Source organism: Bacteroidota bacterium, assembly GCA_013360915.1.
Lineage (GTDB): Bacteria > Bacteroidota > JABWAT01 > JABWAT01 > JABWAT01 > JABWAT01.
The window spans coordinates 68,712-93,085 of record JABWAT010000006.1 but is presented as its reverse complement, the minus strand read 5'-3'; the positions used below and the strand labels follow the sequence as shown (position 1 = coordinate 93,085).

Genomic DNA, 24,374 nt, shown 5'->3' with positions numbered 1-24,374 from the left:
TCAGGCAGAAACTGATGATTCCTGGCGGACCTGAGAATGAATTTTGTATGGCAGACCAAAAATCTCGATAAATCCTTCCGATGCTTTGTGGTTGAATTTATCCGATGAAGTGTAGGTAGCCAGTTCTTCGTTGTACATGCTGAACGGTGAGGTTCTGGAAAGGGTTTTGAGATTTCCCTTGTACAATTCAATCACCACCTGACCACTGACCGATTCCTGCGTTGCATCCACAAAAGCCATCAATGAACGGAAAAGCGGCGAAAACCACAATCCGTCATAAATCAGATTGGCGACTTCATGCGACACTTTCTGTTTATAACGGAACGTTTCTTTATCCAGCACCAGGCGTTCCAGCTCACCATGCGCCCAGTGAAGAACGGTTGCAGCAGGCGCCTCGTAAATTTCACGGGACTTAATGCCCACCACCCGGTTTTCGACCAGATCGAGACGACCAACCCCATGCGAAGCAGCAATTTTATTCAGCGCAGAAAGCAGTTCAACCCCATCCATTTTTTTCCCGTTCAGCGAAACCGGAATCCCTGCTTCAAATTCCAGGGTAACCACTTCAGATTTATCGGGTGCAGCAGCCGGACTGATGGTCATCTGGTAGGCATCTTCGGGAGGGGCTACTGTCGGATCTTCAAGCACTCCGCATTCGATGGAAATTCCAAACAGATTTTCATCAATGGAATAAGGTGATTTTTTGGTGGCGGAAACCGGGATTCCCTTGGCAATAGCATATTCAATCTCTTCCTCACGCGATTTGAATTCCCAGTCACGAAGCGGAGCAAGCACCTTCAGATGCGGAGCCAGTGTCATAATCCCGACTTCGAACCGGACCTGATCATTGCCTTTGCCGGTGCACCCGTGCGCAACCATATCGGCGCCTTCCTGAATAGCCACATCAGCAAGCATTTTTGCCAGCAACGGACGGCCTATGGAAGTGGCCATGGGATATAACCCTTCATACAATGCACCAGCCTTTAATGCCTTCCAGACATAATCATTCACAAACGTGTGGCGAAGGTCCACCACATGAGCTTTAGCTGCACCTGTTTTATAGGCCTTCGCCTCCAATGCCTTCCAGTCTTCACGCTGACCAAGGTCACCCGAGGCCGTGATAATTTCGGCATCGAACTTTTCTGATAACCATTGAACCATTACCGAGGTATCCAGACCTCCGGAATAAGCAACGACAATTTTAGGTTTTTTCATATAAAGAGACTCCTGATGTTTCTATGTTAAAATGGATTGTGAAATGTATTCAGTAACGAGTAACTCTTTACTAATTGCTACTGAATGGGTTGACATAAACAAAATGTTGGACAAGTATCATTTGGTCTTTTCCAAAAAGGAAATCAGACCAATCAACATCCGGCGTATTTCACCTAATTCTTCCTGGACCTTATCGGGTATTTTCGCAACATTTAACTTATCTACCAAAATCAGATGGGTTTCCAATTCTGCAAGTGAACCCAAAGAAATATAGCAGAACTGTTTAAACTCCTTATTGTGGTTCCTGGCGGCGCCTTCCGCAATGTTTGATGGAAGGGATATTACCGCACTTCTCATTTAGGAAATCAGCCCAGATCTTTCGCCATCCGGGAATTGACTTGTGATAGAATAAATGGTTTTTGCAAATTCAATTGATCGTTTCCAAACATCGAGATCTTTGTGAGTTTTCATAAAAAATGAAATTACTTTATCCTTCAGTTTTTAACAGTCCTGCAAGAAATTGCCATTCAAGCCGTAATCTTTTCCTTTCACTCGTCACCCGTCACTCGTCACGAGTCAAGTCCCCGCTTTCCTCCATCATTTCCCTCAGAAAATGGACAAGAACAGGGATATTTCTTACCGTATCGGGAATAATCAGGATGGTATCGTCACCGGCAATGGTTCCGAGGATCTCGGGTTTATTCAGGCGATCAAAGAAATGACCAACCCCTTGTGCACGACCAGCCAGAGTCCGGACCACAATCACCATTTCATTATGAGTGACACTGATAATTTCATACCGGATCAGCCGGGCCACCTGGTGACCAGCCTCATTCTGACTGATGACATAATGTGCCCCCTCATCATCCCGCACCCTGATAATTCCCAGATCGGAAAAATCACGGCTCAGAGTGGCCTGAGTGACTTCGATTCCTTCTTTTTTTAACTGACGAACCAGTTCCTCCTGGCTGTCAATCCGCTTTTTCAGCAGAATTTCCTTGATTTTATTCTGCCTGTGAAGTTTTGTCGACATCAGGCTTTTACCAACGGACTGGTTGATTCCTGAGGAAACTGCGAACAAAACCACGCCATTCTCACCGGTTCAAGCAGGTAACCAAGGATGGTTTTCTGCACGTGCAGACGGTTCTCTGATTCACGGAAAATAACCGGCTTGAATTTGTTCATGGTAAAGTCATCAACTTCCTGACCCCGTTTGGCAGGAAGACAGTGGAGGATCACCGCATGGTCCTGCATGTAACCAGTCATTTCCTCATTGACCTGATAGGCGGCATATTTTGCCAACCGGGCTTCCGCTTCATCTTCCTGCCCCATTGATATCCAGGTATCGAGATAAACCACATCGGCAAGCGAAATGGCCTGCTTCGGATTCTGAATCCAGGTGAGGCGATCTTTCATTCTCGGATCATCAAACCAGGATTGAAAGGCCGTTGGAATATCCGGACTGGAAACAATGACTTTGATCGGGTAAAACAGGGCCATTTCGAGCCAGGATTGCAACACATTGTTCGGATCACCCACCCAGGTGAGAGTAAAATGACCGTCATTCCACAATCCGATTTCCTTAAGCGTCACCACATCGGCCATGATCTGGCAGGGATGGGAAAAGTCGGTCAGTGCATTCACGATGGACATATCGGACCATTGGCGCAATTCGTGCAGCGTCTGGTGATTAAACAGGCGGCAGACCATGGCATCAACAAAACCATTCAGCGTATTGGCCACATCATGAACCGACTCACGGGTGCCGATGCCTGCCATAAACTGTTCAACGATGGTTGTGTTGCCACCCAATTCCTGAATTCCGATATCAAAACTGACACGGGTTCTCAGACTGGGTTTTTCGAAGTACAAGGCAACCGACCGTCCCGCCAGCGGTTTAAAACCGGGATCGGGGTGTTTTTTCATGGTCAATGTCCAGGAAAAGACGGTTTCCAGTTCTTCTTTCGTCCATTCGGTGATATCAATTAAATGTTTCATACTGCAACTCCATGTGCCTCATAACCGGCCAATACCGATCCGAAGGCTTCCGTTAATCCGTCAATGTGTGAGTGTCCGATGGTGAAGGGCGGCAGTAACCTGATGACCGAGTTACCCGAGGTTCCCACCAGAAAGCCGCTTTCCTGTAATTGGTGGGCCACCAGTCTGGCCGACAGTCCCTGTTTCAATTCAATTCCTGCCATCAGTCCGAGACCACGGATGGACTGGATGCCTGGCAGGGATGCTTCTTTCAGTTTCGATTTTAAATAGGCTCCTCTTTCCAGAACCGAGGTCAGAAGGTCATCGGTGATCAGACCAGCCACAGCATTGGCTGCAGCCACCGACACCGGGTTTCCGCCAAAAGTGGACCCATGATCACCCGGTTTGATGGCCGAGGCCACCGCATCGGTACAAAGCGTGGCTCCCAGTGGCAATCCGTTGGCAACCCCTTTTGCAACGGTGAGAATATCTGGCCGGATTTCATCCCACTGATGAGCAAACCATTTACCGGTCCTTCCCATGCCGGTCTGAACCTCATCCAGAATCAGGAGAATATGGTGGCGATCGCACAACTCCCTGACCGCTTTCAGATAGCCAGCCGGGGGTACAATAACACCGCTTTCTCCCTGAATAGGCTCCAGCATGATAGCCACTGTTTCCTTGGTGATGGCAGCGGACAAGGCCTGAATGTCTCCATAGGGAACCGACATGAATCCGTGTACGAGCGGATAAAAACCCTGCCAGAACTTGTGCTGTCCGGTTGCTGACAGGGCTCCGTACGTCCTGCCATGAAATCCGCCAAGAGCCGAGATAATCTGGTACCTTCCCGAGCCCCACTTTCTGGCAAATTTGATGGCGGCCTCATTGGCTTCCGTCCCGGAATTACTGAAAAAAACCTTATCCAGTCCAGAGGCATTCGAAAGTGCAAGCGCAAGTTCCTTCTGACCGGATGAGTCGAACAGATTACTGGTGTGCCAGACCTGATTCAGCTGTTTTACAACTGCTTCGGTGATGACCGGATGTTTATGACCAAATCCGGTCACTGCAATTCCACTGAGAAAATCCACGTACTCTTTGCCATTCTGGTCTTTGACCAGGACTCCCTCTGCCGACACCAATTCAATCGGGTACCGGTTATAAGTCTGCATCAGGTGGTTACTGCTCACTTCAATTCTCCTTCCATAATCCAGGTACCGGCACCCGGAACCTGTTGAATTGCCTGAATAAATACATCTGGTTTGCCAGGACCGATCCAGACCGCACCCACGCCATTGTTCACCAGATCAAGGGCGCTGGTCAGTTTTGGAATCATCCCGTTGGTAATTTGTCCTGATTCAATGCCCGACCCGATCAGATCTGCATTCATGACCGGTTGTACCGTTCCGTTCATAATGACACCGGGAATATCCGACAGAAAGAATATCCGGCTGGTGCCCAGGGCTTTGCCCAACTCTCCGGCCATCACATCGGCATTGATGTTCATCAGTCCGCCATCCGTCCCCAGACAGGTGGATGAAAAAACCGGGATGATGCCATCGGTCAGCAGTTGACGCAGCCAGCCAAGGTCACCGGAAATGACCGGAATGCCGACCCGTCCCAACCGGTCATCCATCGGAGCAGCGCTGGCCAGCCCATGGTCGGCGCCGGTGAGCCCGACAGCCTTGATTCCGGCATGATTCAGGGCTGCAACCAGCCGTCCGTTGATCAATCCGCTCTGAACGGCGGCCACCACATCCATCATGGCATCATCGGTCACCCTCAGACCGTTAATAAAAGTCGACTCAAGACCCAGCGCCTTCGACCATTCGGTGATGAGTGTTCCTGCCCCATGCACCAGAATGACAGGATGACCCTGCGATTTCAACCAATGAAGATGATCGACCCATGCCGGCTGGCTGATAAACTCGTCGATGGTTTTTCCGGAAAGTTTAATTAATACCATAAGTTCAGGAAGTCAGAATTCAGAATTCGGAATTCAGAAGATGTTGAATAACGTCGGTTGAATGCATGATCAGTTGCCTGATTCTAAAAGTTTGTGGTTATAGGATTCTATCAGCATACTGACATTTTCCAGTATCGGCTGAAGACTCTCATTAGCATGGTATCCCAAATCCCTCGATAAAATGATGTAATACCTGCATTCTTCTAGCGAACTCTGCGAAAGCAGATAGAACCTCCCTTTATCAATTTTTGTCTTCCGCTTATAACCTTCTGCAATATTTGCTGCTACAGAAACGGCCGCACGGCGAAATTGACTCGTCAACCCATACTGCTCAGATTGAGGAAATTTTGAAGTTGTCTTATACACTTCAAGAACAAATTCATGGGCCTTTTGCCACATGATAAGGTCTTGAAAATTGTTATATTTAGCCTTCATTTATTGATTCTGCCTGCGGTCTTCTGAATTCTGGATTCTGAATTCTGAATTCTTCCTTATGATTTAACTCCGGTAATCCGCATTGATACGGATGTAGTCGGCAGACAGATCGCAGGTATACCAGGTTGTAGAGCCGGGTCCTGAGCCCACACGGATGGTCAGGCGCAGTTCTGATTTGGAGAGTCGCTTCAATGCTTCCTCCTCGTCGAGTACGATCTGATAACCCGGCAGAAAAACAGCCAGATCATCGAAATGAATAGAGACCTCGGCCGGATCGAAATCGGCACCGGAATAACCGGCTGCAGAGATAATCCGTCCCCAATTGGCATCTTCACCGTGAATGGCTGTCTTGACCAGCGGTGAGTTGGCAATGGCCCGTGCAATTTTATCGGCATCTGCCTCGGTGGCAGCACCATGAACCTGAACTTCCACCAGTTTGGTGGCCCCTTCGCCATCCACAATGATGGCCTTGGCCATTTCCAGACAAATGGCATGAAGGGCGTTACGGAAGGTTTGATAGTCCTCGGTTCCTTCCAGAATGGCCATTCCGGAAGTCCCGTTTGCCATGAGCGTAACCATGTCATTGGTGCTTGTATCGCCATCCACCGTGATCTTATTGAAAGAATGACTCACGGCATAGGTCAGAAGACCCTGCAGGACCGGTGAAGGAATGGCTGCATCGGTGGCCAGAAATCCCAGCATGGTTGCCATATTCGGCATGATCATTCCCGATCCCTTGGCAATACCGCCGATGGTCACGGTTCCATGGCTGAGCTGAACTTCCACTGCATACGATTTGATCCGCGTGTCGGTGGTCAGAATGGCTTCGGCTGCATCCAATCCGCCATCCGGATTGACCTGAGGGACAATGGCCTTGATTCCCGCTTCCACGACCGGCATCGGCAAGCGCTGACCGATTACCCCGGTCGAGCTGATCAGCACTTCTCTGGTGGAAATTCCCAACGCATCGGCCACCCATTGCTGGCAGGTCAGCGCATCCTGCATCCCGGGTTCACCGGTACAGGCATTGGCATTGCCGCTGTTAACCAGAATGGCCTTAATCTTACCGCCTGCCCTGACCACCGATTGTGAAATCAGCAACGGGGCTGCTTTGACCTTGTTCAATGTAAATGTGCCGGCCACAGTTGCCGGTGACAAGGACAGAATCAGAGCCAGATCCTTTTTTTTCTTTTTGATTCCGGAGAAAATACCGGCAGCCTGGATTCCGGGGACCGAGGTGATGGTTCCGTTTTCAATAAACTGATACATGTTGTTTTCCTGTTGATTGCAGGCCAAGAAAAGGTTCCCAGCCAAAATGAAGATTCATGTTTTGTACAGCCTGTCCGCTGGCACCTTTTACCAGATTGTCGATGGCCGTGAAAATCAGAATGGATTGGTTCCGGACCGACACGTGGATATCGGCGAAATTGGTTCCGTTCACCCAACTGATCTGAGGAGGAACCGACCGCAGCCGGATAAAGGGTTTATTCTGGTAAGCCTCCTGAAACCAGCCATCCACTTCCTGTTTCGAAAAAGAACGGTTCATAAAAACCGATGTGGTTGCATACATGCCAACCGCCAATGGAAGAAGATGAACGGTAAATGAAAAAAGTCCGTCATATCCAGCCTTTTTCATCTGCTGAGCAATTTCTGGTTCATGACGATGCTGATGAACGTTGTAAGCCCTCACATTTCCATCCATCTCTGAAAGCAACAGATCGGGATTGGCCGATTTCCCTGCCCCGCTGGTCCCGGATCCTGCCGATGTGGCAACGGAAATCACCGAAGCTCCGGCTGCTTTTACAATCGGCAATACAGAAAGCAGAGTTGCCGTCGGATAACAACCCGGATTCGATATCAGGGCCGACCCGGATGGGCCTTCCCAGTCGGCAAGCGCATACGATTTTGAGGCCAGCAATTCAGGGGATGGATGGGTAAAATGATACCAGCTGTCATAGGCAGATGCTTCATCCAGACGGAAATCACCACTCAGATCGATCACCACTTTGCCCGCTTCAACCAGTTTGGGTGCCAGTTTTGCCGCCTCACCATGCGGAAGGGCCAGAAAGTACACATCGGCTTCGGCAGTCAGAGAATCAATGTGGCTGACCATCAGATCGGGCGAAACCACCCCTTTCATTTCCGGAACCAATTCATCAAACGGCTTACCTGCCGAGGTGAAGCTGTACAAATCCATTCCCGAAACCATCGGATGGGCCGCCAGGTAAGAAACCAGCTTTTTTCCTGTGTATCCGGTACAACCGGTGATGGCAACTTTGATCATTTTCATGAGTTTAATGGGTAAAAACAGTGAGTTGAGTGACAAACCAGGGGCGGCAAACGCTCAGCGTCGCCGGATGATTATCCGGATGGGGTGCCTGAAGACCTTCGGCACTGGTCCTGAAGCGAGGCAAGGATGGCAAATGGATTCTTGGGTCATGATTATGCAAATATCTGCATATTTATTCATTTTGTCAATGTGTTTATGCATGATTTTTACCATTCCCTCTTTTAAACTGCATGATTGCCGGATAAAAGACCGGAAAGTGTTATTTTAGATCCTTGCCTGACCTGTCAGATTTTTAAATAATTTCGGAACAGAGCAGGCCAGACTTACTGTTTAGGGCTTCAGTATGTCATTTTCCTTATTCCGAAAAACCAATTACCGGTGTGCCAGGCTGATCACAAGGGCCTATTCCACGTCCTTCAGCATGGGTATCATGGCCTTTGGCTCCGCCCTGCGCGACCCGATCTATGGCATTTATGCTTATGTTCGGTATGCCGATGAAATTGTTGATACTTTCCATGACTATAATAAACCCGATCTGTTCATCCGGTTCCGGGAAGAAACCTGGAAAGCCATTGACGAACGAATCAGCCTGAATCCGGTTCTGGATGCCTTTCAGCATGTGGTGAATACTTACCACATTGACCGGGAGGTCATCGATGCCTTTCTCGACAGCATGGAAATGGATCTGGATCAGCGGACTTACAATCCTGAATCGTATTCTGATTATATCTATGGGTCTGCAGAAGTGGTCGGACTCATGTGTCTGCGTGTTTTCGTGAACGGAAATGAAGCGCTTTACCGTGAATTGGTCGGACCGGCACGAAGCCTGGGAGCTGCCTTCCAGAAGGTGAACTTTCTGCGTGACATGAAAGATGATTTCGAAAACCGGGGCCGGACGTACTTTCCGGGTATTAACTTCAGTCAGGGGTTCACCCCCGATATGAAGGCCGCCATCGAGACGGACATTCAAAAGGATTTCGATGACGCACTCGTCGGAATCAGGAAACTGCCACGCGAGGCAAAGACGGGCGTCTACATGGCCTACCTGCTGTATGTCACCCTGTTTAAGAAATTAAAATCGGCCTCGACCGATGACATCCGTCAATCGAGAATCCGGGTACCGGATACTGAAAAACTGGCCCTGATTCCGCTCGCTGTGTTCCGGACCCGCCTCGGAACGGTCTGATCACCATGCTCCTGCTCGCTTTCTTGTTTTTTTTCACACCTGCCGGCGGTTCCGCCACCGATCTGAATCAGATCAGGGAGCGGTACTATCAATCGGTAACCGATGAAGAAGCCACCCGTGACCTTTACCGTGAGTTAAGTTCCATCCCCCATCCAACGGCTCTGGTTCTCGGCTATCAGGCCGCTTTGGAAGCATTGTTTGCAAAACATGTATGGAATCCCTACTCGAAGCTGACGTGGCTCGATAAAGCCGAACTCAGTTTTGCGAAGGCGATCCGGCAGGATCCAACAAATGTGGAAATCAGGTTTCTCCGGTTCACTTACCAGCATTATCTTCCCGGTTTTCTGAAACGAAGTCCCAATCTGGATGAAGATCGGGCAGCCATCATTAACGGACTCGCTTCCAACGTAAATCAACCCGAGCCGGATCTTCGGAAAAACGTGATCCGGTTCCTGCTGGAATCGGGCCGTTGTTCACCCGTTGAATTGAAATTGCTGCGCTCCCTCCTATGAAATACACCTATCTTTTCCTGAATCTGATTACCATTCTCGGACCGGTGATCATGTCCTTCGAAAAGAAAATCCGGTTTTTCCGATACTGGAAACCGGCCTTCACGGCACTGACCTTTTCCGGTTTGTTTTTCCTTTCCTGGGATTACCTGTTCACTTACAAACGAATCTGGTCATTCAATCCCGACTACCTGACCGGGTTCTATCTGGGTGTGCTTCCCATCGAGGAGATCCTGTTCTTTATCACAGTCCCCTTTGCCTGCCTGTTCATTTATGAAGTGGTCCGCTTTTATTACCCGGCTCCCGGATGGAACCCGCAGGCTCTGATTATCGGCATCATCTGGGGCAGTTTCCTGATCGGGATTGCCCTGATGAATATTCCCAAACTGTACACGTCGGTTAAATTGCTCCTCACGGGCGGATTCCTTCTCTACATGAGCCTGATGATAAAACCGGTTTATATGGCTCAGTTCTGGATTCTTTATCTCATTCACCTGATTCCCTTTGCCCTTATCAACGGAGTCCTGACCTCGCTTCCTGTGGTGAGGTATGATGATTACTACAATCTGGGAATCCGGTTGGGCACCATCCCCATTGAAGACACTCAATATTCCCTTCTGTTGCTGCTCATGACCGTGGCGGTGTTTGAACATTACAAACAAAAGCATGGCCTCTGAACCTGCCGTTGTCATTGGTTCCGGAATTGCTGGTCTGGCCAGTGCCATCCGGTTGAAAGCGCAGGGGTATGAAGTGACCATACTGGAAGCCAGTCCTGTTCCCGGGGGAAAAAACCGCGATTTTTACCGCGATGGATTCCGGTTCGATGCCGGCCCCAGTGTGTTCACACTTCCCGAGCTCCTTAAAGACACCCTTTCCTCGGCCGGCCTGGATCCGGATGAATTCATTTCCATCCGTGAACTGGAGGCCAGTTGCCGGTACTTCTGGCGCGATGGCACCACCCTGACCGCCTGGACCGATCCGGATCGGTTTGCCCGCGAAGCGGAACAGGTGCTGGGTGAGCCGGCAGAATCGATCCACCGTTTTCTTGGCCGGGCAGAAAAGATCTATAATCTGACTGAACCGCTGTTTTTAAAGAAAAGCCTTCACCGGATTTCGACCTATCTGAACCGGGACGCCTGGCGTGCACTGGTGAATCTGCCTGCCATCGATACCCATCGAACACTGGATCAGGCGGTACGTTCATCCATCAGAAACACGAAATTGCAGCAGCTGTTCAACCGCTATGCCACCTACAATGGGTCCGATCCGTTTCAGGCACCGGCTACCCTGTCGGTCATTGCCCATCTGGAACACACGCGGGGTGCCTATTTTCCCGATGGGGGTATGATTTCTGTCAGCCGGTCCCTGGTGAAGGCTGCAGAAAAACTCGGAATTGCCATGCATCTGAACACCCGCGCTCAGGAAATCCTGTTCCAAAACGGAAAAGTCACCGGCGTCCGGACCGACGGCCAGGTATGGCCCGCCCAGGTGGTGGTTTCCAACATGGATATTCACTACACGTATCATCACCTGCTACCCACCATTGATCCGCCCGACCGGTTGCTGAGTCAGCCCAAATCGAGTTCCGCATTGATTTTTTATTGGGGAATCCGCGGTGAAACCCCTTCATTCGGACTGCATAATATCTTCTTTTCCGACCAGTACCGTCAGGAATTTGACGATCTCTTTCAGAAACACCAGATTCCCGCCGATCCGACCGTGTACTTATACATTTCCTCAAAACTAAACCGGGCCGATGCCCCGGCCGGACATGAGAACTGGTTTGTCATGATCAATGTGCCAAACAATCAGGGACAGGAATGGGACCGGATGATCAACCAGATCCGCCCGGTGATTCTTAAAACACTCAGTCAGGCCGCCGGTTTTGATGTATCCGAACGATTGGTTACCGAAAGCTCGCTCGATCCGCGTTCCATCGAATCGCAAACCCTTTCCTGGCAGGGTGCGTTGTATGGCAATTCGTCGAACAACCGGTTTGCTGCATTCCTTCGTCACAAGAATTTTCTGTCTTCGGTAAGGGGACTGTATATCGCCGGTGGCAGTGTGCATCCCGGAGGCGGGGTTCCGCTTTGCCTGCTTTCTGCGAAAATTGTGAGCGATCTGGTAAAGGAACGCGAATGATCAAAGCCAGGCATCATCCCGTTAAGCGATGGATTCTGGATTGGTATTCCAGGATCCGGATTCATTTTCACTTCAGAGAATTGCTGATTCAATCCGACCTGAACCTGCCCGCTGACCGGCCGGTGGTGGTATTGGGTAATCATTTTTCCTGGTGGGACGGACTGTGGGCGTGGGTGATTAACAAGCGCGCCATCGGCCGGGTCTTCCACGTCATGATGCTTGAAGATTTTCTTGAAAAAACGCCTATTCTAACGGGAATCGGCGCCTATTCCATCAAGCGGAATTCCAGGTCCATTCTGGAATCCTTTTCCTACACCCGTGAACTGCTGACCAATCCTGACCATGTGGTGTTTCTGTATCCGCAAGGGGCGTTGTTTTCCCAATCGGTCGATGAGGTCGCCTTCAAGTCGGGCATTCAAAAACTGCTCGACACCCTGCATCAGCCGGTCACAGTGGTATTCATGGCCGTTTTCCTGGATTATGGGATTCACGACAAGGAAACCGTGTCGGTGATTCTTCACCAGGTGCCCGAAACCACCCCCATCCGCAATCTGGAAGAAGCTTACAACACTTTTTATTCCGATGCCCACCGGAAACATCAGCAGGTGTTTGCCGATTTATGATCTGGCTGGTGGTTGTTTTCATTCTGCTCGGTTTCAGAGTGCTTTCAACGGTAACCGCGCTGGTAAACCTGTTTGGCAGAACCCGTCTCCGTGCAAGCCTGCCTCTGGCAACTTCACCAACGGTGTCGGTGCTGATTCCCGCCCGGAATGAAGAAACCACCTTACCATCCTTGCTGAAAACGCTGTCTCAGTCGGCGGGTATTCATGAAATTCTGGTTCTGGATGATCACTCCACCGATCAAACCGCCGCGGTGGTTAAACAGTGGCAGAAAACCGATCCGCGCATCCGGCTGCTGAACGGTAAGCCGTTACCCGCCGGGTGGCTGGGAAAAAATCACGCCTGTTATCAACTGGCAGCCGAAGCAACCGGTGAACTGCTCCTGTTTGTCGATGCCGATGTGCGACCGGCACCGACCGCCATTCATGCCACCATCCAACAACTGGTTTCCAACAATCTGGATATGGTGTCGGTGTTTCCGCATCAGCAGATGGTTACCCTGGGCGAAAAACTGACGGTGCCGATTATGCATCACATTCTGCAATCGCTGTTACCGCTCCCGTTGGTTCGCAACACCCGGGAATCATCACTCGCTGCTGCCAATGGGCAATGGATTGTAATCCGGAAGCAGGTGTATCAGCAGTTGAAATTACATGAGACACTCCGGAACCAGATTGCCGAAGACATCGCCATGGCACGGTTAATGAAACAATCCGGTTTCCGGGTGGATTGCCTGGTCTCGGACGGACTGATTTCCTGCAGGATGTATTCCGGCTGGAATGAAGCGTTAAATGGGTTCACCAAGAACATCCGGCAGATGCTGGGCGGATCGGTTACCAGTTCCGTCATCCTTACCATTCTGATGACCACCACGTTTCCGTTGTTGCTTATTTCACCGTGGCCCTGGCTGGCTGTGGCTGACGGAGTGGCCATCCTGATCACCCGTATGGCAATCAGCATGAATTCGGGCGCTTCAGTCTGGATGGCCATCTGGACCGTTCCCATTCTATTTTTTGTTCAATGGATGTTGGTTTTCAGAACACTTACACGATCCGGAAAGGAGATCACATGGAAAGACCGGCCGTTAACCACCGGATCCTGATTGGCGTTCTGATCATCTTATATGCCGTTGGTCTGGTGGGTTTTTCACAGGAATCCCTGCAGCCTCTGTTTATTGAACTGGTCCCGGTTCATCTGCTGGTGGTGACCGTCATTCTTCTTTACACGACCCATCCGCTGAATACACGGGTTGTTATCATTCTGGCCGCCATTGGTATCACCGGCTTTTTTGCAGAAGTGGCTGGTGTGTTAACCGGATTGATTTTCGGCAGCTATTCCTACGGACCGGCTCTCGGGGTAAAATTGTGGGACGTTCCGCTTCTGATCGGATTAAACTGGGTTTCGCTCACGCTGGCATCGGTAATCATTGTCAGCCGTTTATCTTTTCCGGCCTGGATAAAGGCCCTGCTCGGCGGCAGTCTGATGGTCTTCCTGGATCTGTGGCTGGAACCGCTTGCGGGTCCTTTGCATTACTGGTATTGGGAAGGCGGTGTTATTCCCATCCAGAATTATATCGCCTGGATGTTCTTTTCGGTTCTGTTTTGCTTTACCCTGCTGCGTTTTGGTCCTAAACTGACCTCTCCCATTGCTGGCTGGTGGCTTGGACTGCAGATTGGTTTTTTTGTGATTTTAAATGGGGTGCTCTGGTAAAAACGTACGCAAAGTCGGTAAGACGCAAAGAATTCAAAATATTAATTGTGTGTTCTTTGCTTTGAATGTCTATTTACCACCAAGTCCACGAAGAGTAAACAACCAAGGACACGAAGGATCCTATATTGAAAACCAGAAACTCTTAGCGTATTCGCGACTTTGCGACCAAATTATCTATGAAAATCCATTCCTTTCCACATAATCCGACCACTTCACTCAGCATTGCCCTGCTGATTATACTGCTGTGGACGGGATCGCTTGTGTTCATGCTGTCGCTGGAATTGACGGATGCCAGTTTGTGGTTCTGGCTACCGCTATTCATTCTGATTCAAACCCATCTGTTCACCGGTCTGTTTATCACCGCCCATGATGCCATGCATCATCTGATCACACCCTCTCTCCGGCTGAATCATGCAATTGGTTGGATCTGTTCACTGCTGTTTATGTTCAACCGGTATGACCAACTGTACCCGAAACACCATGACCATCACCGGTACCCGGCCACCGATCGGGATCCCGATTTCGCGACCGGCGGATTTTTCCGGTGGTATGGTTCTTTTGTGCGGCAATACGTGACGGTTTTTCAGATTCTGGCTGTCGCGGTTTTATTCAATTTGCTGGCACTCTGGATTCCGCAAACCAATCTGATCCTGTTCTGGGTGATTCCATCGGTGCTTTCCACCATACAATTGTTTTACTTCGGAACCTACTTACCACACCGAGGTACGCATCCGGCCGACAATCCTCACAAGGCCCGGTCCTTCACCGGCGGTCCGGCAGCCGCCTTTTTCACCTGCTACTTTTTCGGATATCATTACGAACATCACGACCGGCCCTACCTGGCCTGGTGGCGTCTGGCAACGGCGAGAATCCGCTAAAACAGATCACCGATTGTTACTGCCGGCAGTAACATCCGATTTCCATTTCATTTGACAATATCCAGCAAGTATATCATACTCGTCTATTCCCGGAATCAATATGAAAACTATAACCGTAAAAATAGACGAAACCACTTTCCACGAGATGGACCAGATTGTGGAAGAAACCAATTTGAGCCGGAATCGTTACATCAACGACGCCTTGCGGTAATACAATCACCTGCAGAAGCGACGGTTGCTGGCAGAAAAGATCAAAGCGGAATCCCTCTTGGTCCGGGAGAACTCAATGAACGTGCTGGTTGATTTCGATTGGATGGACGACCATGATCAGGCATTTTTTAAATCCGGTCTGCAAACCTGAATCCATTGGTTGGGACCCCACTAAACCCTTCAAACTATTTTCAATTCTTAATTCGACTGATCTGTTCCACTTATAAATGGTTGTCACATAGAGACTGCAAAGTAAGGCCATCATTGCCTCTGCTTCTGTAAGTCTCACAGTGAAAATCACCCTGCCCGCTTTGCTGCCCATTTCGAATACACCGATGAAAGCGGAACCTGAACAAAAAATGCCAGCGCCACCATGAGAACCACCAGGGCGCTGCTGGTTCCATCACCCAGTAACGGAACAGCAATTCCCAATGCCAGTGCCAGATACCGGACCGAGGTACCGAACACCACCGCCACTCCAACCGGAAAGGGAAGTTTACTTGTCAGCAGGGTACTTAATCCAAACATGAGCAGGTAATACAACACCAGCGGAATAATGGCCTTCCCGACCAGGACCGGATTTTCTATAATCATCGTGTTCACATCTAGCGACATAATCAGAAAGAGAACCACCAACAGGCCCAAAGAAGAAAGACCGGCAAAGAGCGGCTTTTTCGATTTGAAATACTCCTCCCCTTTCTTTTCAATGATCCACCGGCGGGTCATGTCACCCATGAGCAGCGGAACGATGATGACAGCAATAATCCGTTGAAAAATGAACCACGGTCCAACCTCCAGCAAATCCCCGGCCACCAGCGGTAACACCAGTGGCAGCGTCACCACCACCACCAGCAGGCTGATGGCAATAATCGACAGAGCCACTTTCAGATTTCCCCTCGACCGTTCCGTCCAGGTGGCCGTCATTCCGCTGGTGGGAATCAGGGCTATCAGCATCAGACCCAATGATAAATACGGATCCTGACCCAGAAACAGCCAGCCAAGTCCGAATGCAATCGCGGGTGACAGGATAAAATTAAGTACGAGTGAAAGGGCGACCGGCAGCTTATGTTGTGTGATTTCTGCGACGTCCTCGATTCGCAGATTGATAAACATGGGATAGATCATCAGAAAGGATGCCACTGCACAGATGATCAGATTGAAGGGAATTCCACCCAGAAAGTAGCTGTTTGCCAGTCCAAGAATCATGACGACCAGAATCAGACGGGTGAGATTCGTCTGAACAAATGACGTGGTGGATTTTAATATCGCTTCCATCGGTTACCTTTAAATTTGTGTGATGAGCCTGTTGGCTCGTTTCAATTGCAGATCAGACCACCGAATCCGATTAAAGTGTCAGGATTGAGTATGACCAGAATGATTCCACAGATTTTTCTTCTCATCATTGGGTTTCTTTTTGCTGCGCCGCTCAGCGGATACGGTCAACTGTTCACCGGGCGCAGTCAGATGACCATTCCCGATTCCTCCCTTCCGGTTGGCTGGTTACCTGGACTCGGTCTGTCGGCGGAGATGAACAGCGGATACGGCTCGGTTGCTGAGGAACAGGCGTGGAATTACAAACTGCAGGGAACCATTTATTTCGCCCGGCTTGATTCCTGGATCCTGTCCGGAACACTGACCCACGAACAATCGGCCAATCCCTACAGCGATATCAACTTCAATCCGAAACGGGCCTGGTGGACCGAAACCATCAATCTCAGCTATCTGACCACCGATTATATCATTCAAACCGGCATCTTTCACCGCTGCAAGCACGACATTGATAACGCGGAAGCCACCAATCCAGAGAAGCCTGAACCCGTTTCCACTCAACGGGGACCGATTGTGACCGGTTTGCATCTGACAGTTCTTTCATCCCCGCAACCTCTTCTGAGAACCATTCAACATCGGTGGGGGGGATCTCTGAATTATCATTTGTTCGGATCGGATTACCGGAATCCATCCAGCGAAGAGATTAACCGGATACAACCGCGTCTGGATGAATCGGTCGGATCGGTCTGGGCTCTCAGCCGGTTGGATGCCCCGGTTCTGGAGTGGTTGAATGCCTACCAGCGGATCTGGTTACAAGCCGTATTCTTTGAACGGGACGAACCGGGATTTAACTCCCGCCTGGAGTGGGGACTTCGGCTGAAGGGACTGCGTGGCAATCTGGATGCATTTGGAGGATACGAATCAACCTTTGATGATGTTGCCCTGAACACACCGCGACCAACTGACTGGTGGTTTCTCGGACTGCGGGTTTCCGGTCTGGGTTGGGAGTAAGAGAAAACCGGAATTACCGGTCCCCGAGTGATTCGACCATCCGGACCCCGAGTGATTCGACCAACGGGAGAATCGTATCGAGGGGCCGGTCCCCGGGTGATCCCGCTTGCCCCGATTCAATCGGGGAGGGGCCCGGTGTCATGCCCTCCCGGTCATCTCGATATCCGTCAGTGCCGGACTTTCAGCATCTCACTGCGTTCATCACTCGATGACCGATTCCCCGGACCCCGAGTGATTCGACCGAAGGGAGAATCGTATCGAGGGGCCCGGTTTCCGTCCCGACGGACATCTTGCTATACGTGCCCTCCATCACCCATTTCCCACCACAAGGGCAACATGGAATCCCCAGCCTTGATCCGGTTGAAGCCAGACTGGTATCTTCCGCCCTGACCACAAATCCCAAAACCAATCATCCGAAAAGATATGACCAGACTTACTATTCTTTTTCTTTTGTTCACCAATAGCGCAATCGCGCAACCCCTTCCTTTTCATCAGTTCACTTTTCCCACCGACAGCATGGAAGTGACCGTCACAGATCTGGTAGCCGATGAGGATGGGATGTTGTATATCCTTGCCAGCCGCCGGATTCCTGCCAATTTTGACGAGAAAGCCTGGGTGGCCGCTTATGACCACAGCGGAAACCGTCAATGGGAGTTTACATGGGGCGAAAAATTTGGAAATCCCACCTATTTTCTTGCCGAATGGGGTCCCGATCATCTGGTGGCCATTGTTCATCCAGAGGATTCCACCGGCACCTTCAATGTGGCGGTGCTGAAACTGACAAAGGCCGGTTCGCTGGTCTGGAGTTACTATTACGGCAAGATGGATGGCCGGATGGATATCCCCACCGATTATACCTTCGATCAGGATCAGAATCTGATCATTTCGGCTGGTGAACATAGTACAGAAGCTAAACAATTACTCCTGAAACTCTCTCCCGATGGCGTTCCTGTGTTCACCAAAACACGTTCCTTTCCCGAAACAAACTCCAGTTCGTATTTATTGGATACCTGCGTTGATTCGCTGGGAAACGTCATCAGTTTCAGCCGTAATCTGATGAGAGAAACCGATCTGGTTTCAATCGTGAAACATTCTCCGGACGGGGACTTTCTGTGGGCCAAATCCTTTGACTTCTGGCCTACCCATGAAATCAGACGAACGCAACTGATTACCATCGGGACCGACATTCTGTTTGCCGGACCGACTTACCAAAGTGGGGTGGGCGGTACGGCCGAACTGAACATCGTCCGCCTCGATGAGAATGGAACGACTCTTTCGCATAAAACTCATTCAATGGCTCAGCACGGATTCATTCAGTCTATTCTGTCTGTGGCCTGGTGTGCACCAGACCGGTACCTCATGGTCCCTATGACATTTACCAATGGCAAGTACAGCATTCCCATGTTAATTGTGGATGGAGACGGAAATCTGATATCCAAATTTGTACCGGAACCCAGTGCCGAAATCCCCAGCGTCTTCGTCATGCCTCCCGACCAGAATCAGATCGTTGTGTATTCCTACGGTTCATCCATTCAGAAAACGGTTTTCGGATTTCCCAATGAACAGTCCTTTCAGATTCAGCAATTCCCTGCCATTCCCGCCCCTCAGTATCTGGCCGGATTAACCCATGATGGCAGTCTGATCTGGGGATTCAGCGACCGCCCCTTTGAACCCACCGTCATTATGGCATTCGATCAACCCACGCTGACCACAGTCCCATCCGATGAAAACGTTCCTGCCGGTTTTAAGATCAGGTCGGTGTACCCGAATCCGTTCAATCCCTCCACCATGGCAGAGATTGAACTGACCGAAGCCGGTCCGGTTTCCTGGTCGGTCTGCGATGTAACCGGAAGAATGGCTTTACCAGTCACAACCACTTTTTATCAGACGGGCAGACATTCCATCCCCATCCACCTCACGGGTCTCTCTTCCGGGCTGTATTTTCTGCGGATTCACCAGGGCGCTACCGTTCAAACAGCTAAACTGGCCTACATCAGATAAAAACATCTGTCGTAAATTTGCGTCATTCTTCGATCTGTCGTATAATTACGTCAGAAAGAGGATGGTATGACCAAAGTGGTGTTATTTGAAACAGACTTACAGGAAAAGGCAGCTCTATTCAAAGCCCTCGGGCATCCGGCCCGGCTGGCTATTCTGAAATATCTGGCAGAAACCGGTGTCTGCATGTCGGGTGATATTGCGGATGAATTGCCTTTGGCCCGAACCACGGTTAATCAGCATTTATATGAATTGAAGGAACTCGGACTGATCAAAGGTGAAATTGATGGGGTCCGTGTCAATTACTGTCTGAACATGGAAAAACTGAATCAGGTGAAAAGCCTGATCAATTCGTTTACTGATTCAATCGGTTGCTGCGGCGACCAGGAGTGTTAATATGAAAGTATTGATTTTATGCACAGGAAATTCCTGCCGCAGCCAGATGGCCCACGGATTTTTGAAATCATTTGATTCCAGAATCACCGTTGAGTCTGCCGGAACCGAAGCTTCCGGAAAACTGAACCAGAAGGCGGTTGAAGTGATGAAGGAAATCGGCATCGATATTTCCCATCACACCTCAGATCAGGTGAATAAATATCTGGGAGAAGAATGGGATTATGTGATCACGGTCTGCGGAGGTGCCAATGAATCCTGCCCGGCATTTCTTGGAAAAGTAAAACATCGCCTCCATATGGGATATGATGATCCCTCACATGCAGTCGGCACACCAGAATTTATTCAGTCGGAATATTACCGGGTCCGCGATGAAATAAAAGATGGTTTCTGGAAATTGTACCAAACCGACATTTTACCAAAACTGTAAAAACAGGTAACCACTAAGTACACAAAGGGTTCATACAAAAGATCACAAAGAAGTTCAAAGCAATCCGTTGTGGACTTTCGTTTTCTTTGTGTGCGTTGTGGTTAGATATCTCATATGAAACAAATCGCTTTTTTTGAAAAATATCTGACTCTCTGGGTTCTCCTTTGCATGGTGGCCGGGCTTCTTCTCGGCCAGATTGCTCCAGGCCTCATTTCCGGATTAAGTGCCATGGAATTTGGTGAAGGTTCCCAGGTCAATATTCCCATCGCCATTCTGATCTGGCTGATGATTTTCCCCATGATGCTGAAAATTGATTTCCGCGGATTGAAAGCCGTGGTGAACCGGCCAAAGGGATTATTGATCACGCTGATTGTCAATTGGCTGATCAAACCGTTCAGCATGGCTTTTCTGGGTTGGATTTTCATAACGGTTCTTTTTGGTGATGTTCTTGGCTGGATTGAAACCGAAACAGCACGCAATTATGTGGCCGGACTGATTATTCTGGCAGCAGCTCCCTGCACGGCCATGGTGTTTGTCTGGAGTTACCTGACCGACGGGGATCCTGCCTATACGCTTGCTCAAGTGGCCATCAATGACCTGATCATGATTGTGGCTTTTGCTCCCATCGTCATGGTGCTGGTCGGCGTGGCCGGCATCAGCATTCCCACCCAGGTTCTGCTCACATCGGTAATTGTTTTTATTGTCATTCCCCTGTCAGCCGGATGGATCACCCGTGAACTGCTGATCAGATTCAAAGGAAAAACGTGGTTCGAGCAGTCTTTCCTTCCCCGTTTTCAGCCGGTGACCATGATTGCCCTGCTCATAACTCTGATCCTGATATTTGCATTTCAGGCAGATAATATTCTCTCCAACTGGATCGCCGTTCTCCTGTTGGCCATTCCGATTTTAATTCAGGTCTATTTTAATTCAGGTATCACCTATTTCATCATGAAATGGGCCAGGGTCCCGCATAATATTGCTTCTCCCGGTGCTCTGATCGGTGCCTCCAATTTTTTTGAACTGGCGGTGGCCGTGGCCATCATGTTGTTTGGCCCTTCCTCACCAGCCGCATTGGCCACTGTAGTGGGTGTGCTGGTCGAAGTACCGGTCATGTTATCGGTTTGTCAAGCGTGTAATTTAAGTAAAAAGTGGTACGAGGAAGAAATCGCCTCATGATGAAATCCGCAAGACCTGCCGACTCACCCTGGAAGGACGAAATTCCCTTGCTTCGCAATTATATACGCAAGCGGATTTCCAACCGGGAAGATGCTGCCGATCTGATTCAGGATGTCCTGATCAAGGCTCACCTGCAGGACAGGAACGATTTGCGAAATCCCTCTTCATGGTTGTTGCAAACCGCCTCGAATGTGGTAACTGATTTTTACCGAAAGAATAAGCCTGTGCCGACAGAAGAAATGGATCCGCCTGTTGAACAGGACTTTTCTTCCTATGAGCAGCTGGCCGTTTATCTTCCACCATTACTCAATTGCCTTCCAAAAGAATACGCCGATGCACTCCGGTTGGCTGATCTGGAGGAATCCGGGCAGGCCGATATTGCAAGGGAAAAAAATCTGTCTGTTTCCGCCATCAAGTCCAGAGTTCAGAGGGGAAGAAAATTGCTCAGAAAAGAAGTGGAAACCTGTTTTCATGTGGATACCAATCCGGAAGGAAAACTGGTGGATTTTCGTTTAAAGAAATCCTGCCGATCCTTAATCCGTTACGAAAAAAAACTTCAATAAAGTCTGCGTCTTTTTTCGACCTCAATCGTCATGACAGATGAACCAATTACAAAGGAGATCTGAAATGAAACGTTTACATATCCACATTAAAACCACCGCATTCGATGAATCCGTCCGGTTTTATTCCACGTTGTTCAGCATGGAACCTGCCGTCCTGAAATCGGATTATGCCAAATGGATGCCAAACAACCCGGCTATCAATCTCGCCATTTCAAAATCGGGGTCTGAAAACAAATTGGAGCATCTGGGAATTCAGGTTGAAACTGCCGGTGAGCTGACGGACCTGATGGAAACACTTGAAAAGGCAGGATCTCCGGATCATGAAGGTGAAACCGTTTGCTGTTATGCAAAGAGCACCAAGTCATGGATCACCGATCCTGCAGGTCTCACCTGGGAAGCATTCCTGACCCATGGCTCATCGGAGACCTACCGGACAGAAACAAGTACCTGCTGCAAATAAAACCAACCCGAACCATCCGCATCTCCTCCCCGGAGAGACAATGGAAGACACCAGGAAAACTGAATACAACATTCGGACTATCCTGGTGTCTTTTGTTTTATGCAGATTTAACGACAATGAAAAGGTAAGCAAAAAGGCCAGACCGCTAAGTTTCTTCTATTGTTGACCAAATTTCTCTTTGCGTCTTAGCATCCAAATAAGACCATTTGCGTTCTTTTCGTATTTCTCTTTGTGTCCTTCACGTTGAAAGCAGGTAATGATGCAGAGAGACGACTTTACGTCCCTATTTAAATTGGTCGTTGCTTTCGCCCGACCCGGTTACGACCTTACGACCATGAAACTCATCTTAACCATTCTCATCCTCCTGATCGCCTTGCAACACCTGGCCTTTCTCTGGCTCGAAATGTTTGCATGGACCACCACCGGCAAAAAAGTCTTCCGGTCACTCAAACCCGACCTTTTTGAACCAACCAAAGTACTGGCCGCTAATCAGGGCTTGTATAACGGATTCCTCGCGGCCGGCCTGATCTGGTCTGTGCTCATTTCTGACCCCGTCTGGTCCGCGAATGTGGCCCTGTTTTTCCTCTCTTGTGTGTTCATAGCAGGTCTGTACGGCGGATGGTCTGCCAGCCGGCGGATTTTCTGGATACAGGGACTTCCGGCTCTGATCACCATCGGCGTGCTCATGATGGGCTGATTCCCATTTATGGCCGTTATTCACCTTGCTGTAATTCCTTCGCCCCTGGGTCCGCTGGTGGCAGAGGCAACCGATGAAGCCTTGCTCCGGCTGACGTTTATTGATCAGCCCCCCTCCGTCCCGCGGAAAGAAGACCACCCTGTACTGCAACGAGTCGCCACAGAACTGGAGGCCTATTTTGCTGGTACATTAACTGTTTTCTCTGTTCCGGTTTCCCCTGCCGGAACCGGATTTGAACAAACCATCTGGAGTTTGCTTTCCCGCATTCCCTACGGAACCACCTTGTCATATAAAGAGTTGTCCGTGCAATACGGAAACCTCAAAGCCATCCGGGCGGTTGGGAAAGCCAATGGTTCGAATCCCATTGCCATCCTGATTCCCTGTCACCGGGTTATCGGTGCTGATGGCAGTCTGACGGGTTATGCAGGCGGATTGGAACGAAAAAGATGGCTGCTGGATTTTGAGGCAAAAACATTCCCAGGCACTCAGCTGAATCTGGAACTCTGAAACTTTTCACCATTTATGGAATACTGTCTATGAAACTGCTCCTGCTCTCTAATTCTACCAATCCGGATGATTCCTATCTGAACCATGCCCTTCCCTGGATCAGCAACTTTCTGAGCACCGGTGTTAAAACAATCGCCTTTATCCCTTATGCGGGAGTTACGATTAAACCCGGAGAATATCTCTCGAAGGTAAAAGCAGCCACAGAGCCAATGGGTTACCAGATTCTTCACGTCCCGGAAAATGAAACAGCCTCCTCGGTGATCCGGAAGGCAGATGCCATCGCTGTCGGGGGCGGCAACACCTTCCGGTTGCTGAAAACCATGCAGCAATGGAATCTGATCAGTACCATCCGCGAGGAAGTGCTGAACGGAAAACCCTACATCGGCTGGAGTGCAGGTTCAAACGTGGCGGCGCCCACCATTAAAACCACCAATGACATGCCTGTTGTTCAACCCGACTCCTTCACAGCCATCGGACTGGTTCCTTTCCAGATCAACCCACATTATCTCGATGCCCATCCCGATCACCACATGGGTGAAACCCGGGAACAACGATTGCTCGAATTTCTCGAAGAAAACCAATCGGTCACCGTTATCGGATTGCGTGAAGGCAGTGCTTTATCGGTTAATCAGTCTCAGGTGACCCTTCTCGGATCAAAAACCGCCCGACTATTCCGTTACTCAAACCCGCCTGCAGAGATATCAGCCGGGGCCAGCTGGACTTTCTGAACATTA

At 49.7% G+C, this 24,374-nt stretch carries 27 protein-coding genes and 1 pseudogene; 18 read left to right on the top strand and 10 right to left on the bottom strand.

The window, feature by feature from the left end; all coding sequences use genetic code 11:
• The 9 genes and pseudogenes from HUU10_09130 to HUU10_09090 form a co-directional block, all read right to left on the bottom strand.
• On the bottom strand, window positions 1-1,215 hold the full coding sequence (locus tag HUU10_09130) for an argininosuccinate synthase (protein NUQ81758.1): 1,215 nt from the start codon (window positions 1,213-1,215) through the stop codon (window positions 1-3).
• 117 nt (window positions 1,216-1,332) lie between these two features.
• Window positions 1,333-1,686 (bottom strand): annotated as a pseudogene (locus HUU10_09125) (four helix bundle protein).
• A 91-nt stretch (window positions 1,687-1,777) separates the two neighbouring features.
• Entirely contained in the window at window positions 1,778-2,248 is a 471-nt protein-coding gene (argR, locus tag HUU10_09120) for an arginine repressor (GenBank protein ID NUQ81757.1), read from the bottom strand.
• Window positions 2,248-3,213: an ornithine carbamoyltransferase gene (locus tag HUU10_09115; GenBank protein NUQ81756.1), complete on the bottom strand. Its 966-nt coding sequence runs from the start codon at window positions 3,211-3,213 to the stop codon at window positions 2,248-2,250. The genes argR and HUU10_09115 overlap by 1 nt, the downstream gene beginning before the upstream one ends.
• On the bottom strand, window positions 3,210-4,379 hold the full coding sequence (locus tag HUU10_09110) for an acetylornithine transaminase (GenBank protein NUQ81755.1): 1,170 nt from the start codon (window positions 4,377-4,379) through the stop codon (window positions 3,210-3,212). Before HUU10_09110 ends, HUU10_09115 begins: the two co-directional genes overlap by 4 nt.
• Window positions 4,376-5,155: an acetylglutamate kinase gene (gene argB, locus HUU10_09105; GenBank protein NUQ81754.1), complete on the bottom strand. Its 780-nt coding sequence runs from the start codon at window positions 5,153-5,155 to the stop codon at window positions 4,376-4,378. Before argB ends, HUU10_09110 begins: the two co-directional genes overlap by 4 nt.
• 69 nt (window positions 5,156-5,224) lie before the next feature.
• Window positions 5,225-5,590, bottom strand: coding sequence for a four helix bundle protein (locus tag HUU10_09100; protein NUQ81753.1), 366 nt, complete (start codon window positions 5,588-5,590; stop codon window positions 5,225-5,227).
• A 63-nt stretch (window positions 5,591-5,653) separates the two neighbouring features.
• Window positions 5,654-6,859: a bifunctional glutamate N-acetyltransferase/amino-acid acetyltransferase ArgJ gene (gene argJ / locus HUU10_09095; protein ID NUQ81752.1), complete on the bottom strand. Its 1,206-nt coding sequence runs from the start codon at window positions 6,857-6,859 to the stop codon at window positions 5,654-5,656.
• On the bottom strand, window positions 6,843-7,880 hold the full coding sequence (locus tag HUU10_09090) for an N-acetyl-gamma-glutamyl-phosphate reductase (protein ID NUQ81751.1): 1,038 nt from the start codon (window positions 7,878-7,880) through the stop codon (window positions 6,843-6,845). The genes argJ and HUU10_09090 overlap by 17 nt, the downstream gene beginning before the upstream one ends.
• Window positions 7,881-8,223: 343 nt before the next feature.
• Here HUU10_09090 and HUU10_09085 point away from each other — a divergent pair, with 343 nt between their 5' ends.
• From HUU10_09085 to HUU10_09050, 8 genes are all read left to right on the top strand, one after another.
• Window positions 8,224-9,066, top strand: coding sequence for a phytoene/squalene synthase family protein (locus HUU10_09085; GenBank protein ID NUQ81750.1), 843 nt, complete (start codon window positions 8,224-8,226; stop codon window positions 9,064-9,066).
• A 5-nt stretch (window positions 9,067-9,071) separates the two neighbouring features.
• Window positions 9,072-9,578 carry a hypothetical protein gene (locus tag HUU10_09080; GenBank protein ID NUQ81749.1) on the top strand — a complete coding sequence of 169 codons (507 nt, stop codon included), beginning with the start codon at window positions 9,072-9,074 and terminating at the stop codon, window positions 9,576-9,578.
• Window positions 9,575-10,252 carry a lycopene cyclase domain-containing protein gene (locus HUU10_09075; GenBank protein NUQ81748.1) on the top strand — a complete coding sequence of 226 codons (678 nt, stop codon included), beginning with the start codon at window positions 9,575-9,577 and terminating at the stop codon, window positions 10,250-10,252. Before HUU10_09080 ends, HUU10_09075 begins: the two co-directional genes overlap by 4 nt.
• Window positions 10,242-11,717: a phytoene desaturase gene (gene crtI, locus HUU10_09070; protein NUQ81747.1), complete on the top strand. Its 1,476-nt coding sequence runs from the start codon at window positions 10,242-10,244 to the stop codon at window positions 11,715-11,717. Before HUU10_09075 ends, crtI begins: the two co-directional genes overlap by 11 nt.
• A complete protein-coding gene (locus HUU10_09065; protein NUQ81746.1) occupies window positions 11,714-12,340 on the top strand; it encodes a 1-acyl-sn-glycerol-3-phosphate acyltransferase in 627 nt (208 codons plus the stop codon). Before crtI ends, HUU10_09065 begins: the two co-directional genes overlap by 4 nt.
• Window positions 12,337-13,440, top strand: coding sequence for a glycosyltransferase (locus tag HUU10_09060; protein ID NUQ81745.1), 1,104 nt, complete (start codon window positions 12,337-12,339; stop codon window positions 13,438-13,440). The genes HUU10_09065 and HUU10_09060 overlap by 4 nt, the downstream gene beginning before the upstream one ends.
• A complete protein-coding gene (locus HUU10_09055; protein NUQ81744.1) occupies window positions 13,407-14,048 on the top strand; it encodes a carotenoid biosynthesis protein in 642 nt (213 codons plus the stop codon). Before HUU10_09060 ends, HUU10_09055 begins: the two co-directional genes overlap by 34 nt.
• A gap of 176 nt (window positions 14,049-14,224) precedes the next feature.
• Window positions 14,225-14,926, top strand: coding sequence for a fatty acid desaturase (locus tag HUU10_09050; protein NUQ81743.1), 702 nt, complete (start codon window positions 14,225-14,227; stop codon window positions 14,924-14,926).
• A 507-nt stretch (window positions 14,927-15,433) separates the two neighbouring features.
• On the opposite strand, the gene HUU10_09045 is transcribed toward HUU10_09050, so the two are convergent.
• Window positions 15,434-16,411, bottom strand: coding sequence for an arsenic resistance protein (locus HUU10_09045; GenBank protein NUQ81742.1), 978 nt, complete (start codon window positions 16,409-16,411; stop codon window positions 15,434-15,436).
• Window positions 16,412-16,501: 90 nt separating this feature from the next.
• Here HUU10_09045 and HUU10_09040 point away from each other — a divergent pair, with 90 nt between their 5' ends.
• The 10 genes from HUU10_09040 to pepE all read left to right on the top strand — a co-directional run bounded on the left by HUU10_09040 (window position 16,502) and on the right by pepE (window position 24,368).
• Window positions 16,502-17,416 (top strand): hypothetical protein, encoded by a 915-nt coding sequence (locus tag HUU10_09040; protein ID NUQ81741.1) that lies wholly within the window; start codon window positions 16,502-16,504, stop codon window positions 17,414-17,416.
• A 423-nt stretch (window positions 17,417-17,839) separates the two neighbouring features.
• Window positions 17,840-19,417 carry a T9SS type A sorting domain-containing protein gene (locus HUU10_09035; GenBank protein NUQ81740.1) on the top strand — a complete coding sequence of 526 codons (1,578 nt, stop codon included), beginning with the start codon at window positions 17,840-17,842 and terminating at the stop codon, window positions 19,415-19,417.
• Between the two features lie 66 nt (window positions 19,418-19,483).
• Complete coding sequence (locus HUU10_09030; protein NUQ81739.1) at window positions 19,484-19,810, top strand: helix-turn-helix transcriptional regulator; 327 nt, start codon at window positions 19,484-19,486, stop codon at window positions 19,808-19,810.
• Window position 19,811: 1 nt separating this feature from the next.
• Window positions 19,812-20,237 (top strand): arsenate reductase ArsC, encoded by a 426-nt coding sequence (locus tag HUU10_09025; protein ID NUQ81738.1) that lies wholly within the window; start codon window positions 19,812-19,814, stop codon window positions 20,235-20,237.
• Window positions 20,238-20,351: 114 nt separating this feature from the next.
• The gene (gene arsB, locus HUU10_09020) at window positions 20,352-21,413 is read left to right on the top strand and encodes an ACR3 family arsenite efflux transporter (GenBank protein NUQ81737.1); all 1,062 of its coding nucleotides are present in this window, start codon (window positions 20,352-20,354) and stop codon (window positions 21,411-21,413) included.
• On the top strand, window positions 21,410-21,976 hold the full coding sequence (locus tag HUU10_09015) for a sigma-70 family RNA polymerase sigma factor (protein ID NUQ81736.1): 567 nt from the start codon (window positions 21,410-21,412) through the stop codon (window positions 21,974-21,976). The genes arsB and HUU10_09015 overlap by 4 nt, the downstream gene beginning before the upstream one ends.
• Window positions 21,977-22,040: 64 nt before the next feature.
• On the top strand, window positions 22,041-22,436 hold the full coding sequence (locus tag HUU10_09010) for a glyoxalase/bleomycin resistance/dioxygenase family protein (GenBank protein NUQ81735.1): 396 nt from the start codon (window positions 22,041-22,043) through the stop codon (window positions 22,434-22,436).
• A gap of 334 nt (window positions 22,437-22,770) precedes the next feature.
• On the top strand, window positions 22,771-23,133 hold the full coding sequence (locus tag HUU10_09005; protein ID NUQ81734.1) for a DUF1304 domain-containing protein: 363 nt from the start codon (window positions 22,771-22,773) through the stop codon (window positions 23,131-23,133).
• 9 nt (window positions 23,134-23,142) lie between these two features.
• A complete protein-coding gene (locus HUU10_09000) occupies window positions 23,143-23,640 on the top strand; it encodes a methylated-DNA--[protein]-cysteine S-methyltransferase (GenBank protein ID NUQ81733.1) in 498 nt (165 codons plus the stop codon).
• A gap of 29 nt (window positions 23,641-23,669) precedes the next feature.
• Entirely contained in the window at window positions 23,670-24,368 is a 699-nt protein-coding gene (pepE, locus tag HUU10_08995; protein NUQ81732.1) for a dipeptidase PepE, read from the top strand.
• Window positions 24,369-24,374 lie beyond the last annotated feature (6 nt).

What these genes read in the sequence shown, in the direction of transcription:
- HUU10_09060 (NUQ81745.1), top strand. Translation starts at nt 12,337, where the DNA reads ATGATCTGGCTGGTGGTTGTTTTCATTCTGCTCGGTTTCAGAGTGCTT.
- HUU10_09040 (NUQ81741.1), top strand. Translation starts at nt 16,502, where the DNA reads ATGACCAGAATGATTCCACAGATTTTTCTTCTCATCATTGGGTTTCTT.
- HUU10_09015 (NUQ81736.1), top strand. Translation starts at nt 21,410, where the DNA reads ATGATGAAATCCGCAAGACCTGCCGACTCACCCTGGAAGGACGAAATT.
- pepE (NUQ81732.1), top strand. Translation starts at nt 23,670, where the DNA reads ATGAAACTGCTCCTGCTCTCTAATTCTACCAATCCGGATGATTCCTAT.
- crtI (NUQ81747.1), top strand. Translation starts at nt 10,242, where the DNA reads ATGGCCTCTGAACCTGCCGTTGTCATTGGTTCCGGAATTGCTGGTCTG.
- HUU10_09010 (NUQ81735.1), top strand. Translation starts at nt 22,041, where the DNA reads ATGAAACGTTTACATATCCACATTAAAACCACCGCATTCGATGAATCC.
- HUU10_09035 (NUQ81740.1), top strand. Translation starts at nt 17,840, where the DNA reads ATGACCAGACTTACTATTCTTTTTCTTTTGTTCACCAATAGCGCAATC.
- HUU10_09055 (NUQ81744.1), top strand. Translation starts at nt 13,407, where the DNA reads ATGGAAAGACCGGCCGTTAACCACCGGATCCTGATTGGCGTTCTGATC.
- HUU10_09065 (NUQ81746.1), top strand. Translation starts at nt 11,714, where the DNA reads ATGATCAAAGCCAGGCATCATCCCGTTAAGCGATGGATTCTGGATTGG.
- argR (NUQ81757.1), bottom strand. Translation starts at nt 2,248, where the DNA reads ATGTCGACAAAACTTCACAGGCAGAATAAAATCAAGGAAATTCTGCTG.
- HUU10_09090 (NUQ81751.1), bottom strand. Translation starts at nt 7,880, where the DNA reads ATGAAAATGATCAAAGTTGCCATCACCGGTTGTACCGGATACACAGGA.
- HUU10_09130 (NUQ81758.1), bottom strand. Translation starts at nt 1,215, where the DNA reads ATGAAAAAACCTAAAATTGTCGTTGCTTATTCCGGAGGTCTGGATACC.
- arsB (NUQ81737.1), top strand. Translation starts at nt 20,352, where the DNA reads ATGAAACAAATCGCTTTTTTTGAAAAATATCTGACTCTCTGGGTTCTC.
- HUU10_09075 (NUQ81748.1), top strand. Translation starts at nt 9,575, where the DNA reads ATGAAATACACCTATCTTTTCCTGAATCTGATTACCATTCTCGGACCG.
- HUU10_09000 (NUQ81733.1), top strand. Translation starts at nt 23,143, where the DNA reads ATGGCCGTTATTCACCTTGCTGTAATTCCTTCGCCCCTGGGTCCGCTG.
- HUU10_09080 (NUQ81749.1), top strand. Translation starts at nt 9,072, where the DNA reads ATGCTCCTGCTCGCTTTCTTGTTTTTTTTCACACCTGCCGGCGGTTCC.
- HUU10_09025 (NUQ81738.1), top strand. Translation starts at nt 19,812, where the DNA reads ATGAAAGTATTGATTTTATGCACAGGAAATTCCTGCCGCAGCCAGATG.
- HUU10_09005 (NUQ81734.1), top strand. Translation starts at nt 22,771, where the DNA reads ATGAAACTCATCTTAACCATTCTCATCCTCCTGATCGCCTTGCAACAC.
- HUU10_09115 (NUQ81756.1), bottom strand. Translation starts at nt 3,213, where the DNA reads ATGAAACATTTAATTGATATCACCGAATGGACGAAAGAAGAACTGGAA.
- argB (NUQ81754.1), bottom strand. Translation starts at nt 5,155, where the DNA reads ATGGTATTAATTAAACTTTCCGGAAAAACCATCGACGAGTTTATCAGC.
- HUU10_09050 (NUQ81743.1), top strand. Translation starts at nt 14,225, where the DNA reads ATGAAAATCCATTCCTTTCCACATAATCCGACCACTTCACTCAGCATT.
- HUU10_09045 (NUQ81742.1), bottom strand. Translation starts at nt 16,411, where the DNA reads ATGGAAGCGATATTAAAATCCACCACGTCATTTGTTCAGACGAATCTC.
- HUU10_09030 (NUQ81739.1), top strand. Translation starts at nt 19,484, where the DNA reads ATGACCAAAGTGGTGTTATTTGAAACAGACTTACAGGAAAAGGCAGCT.
- HUU10_09085 (NUQ81750.1), top strand. Translation starts at nt 8,224, where the DNA reads ATGTCATTTTCCTTATTCCGAAAAACCAATTACCGGTGTGCCAGGCTG.
- argJ (NUQ81752.1), bottom strand. Translation starts at nt 6,859, where the DNA reads ATGTATCAGTTTATTGAAAACGGAACCATCACCTCGGTCCCCGGAATC.
- HUU10_09100 (NUQ81753.1), bottom strand. Translation starts at nt 5,590, where the DNA reads ATGAAGGCTAAATATAACAATTTTCAAGACCTTATCATGTGGCAAAAG.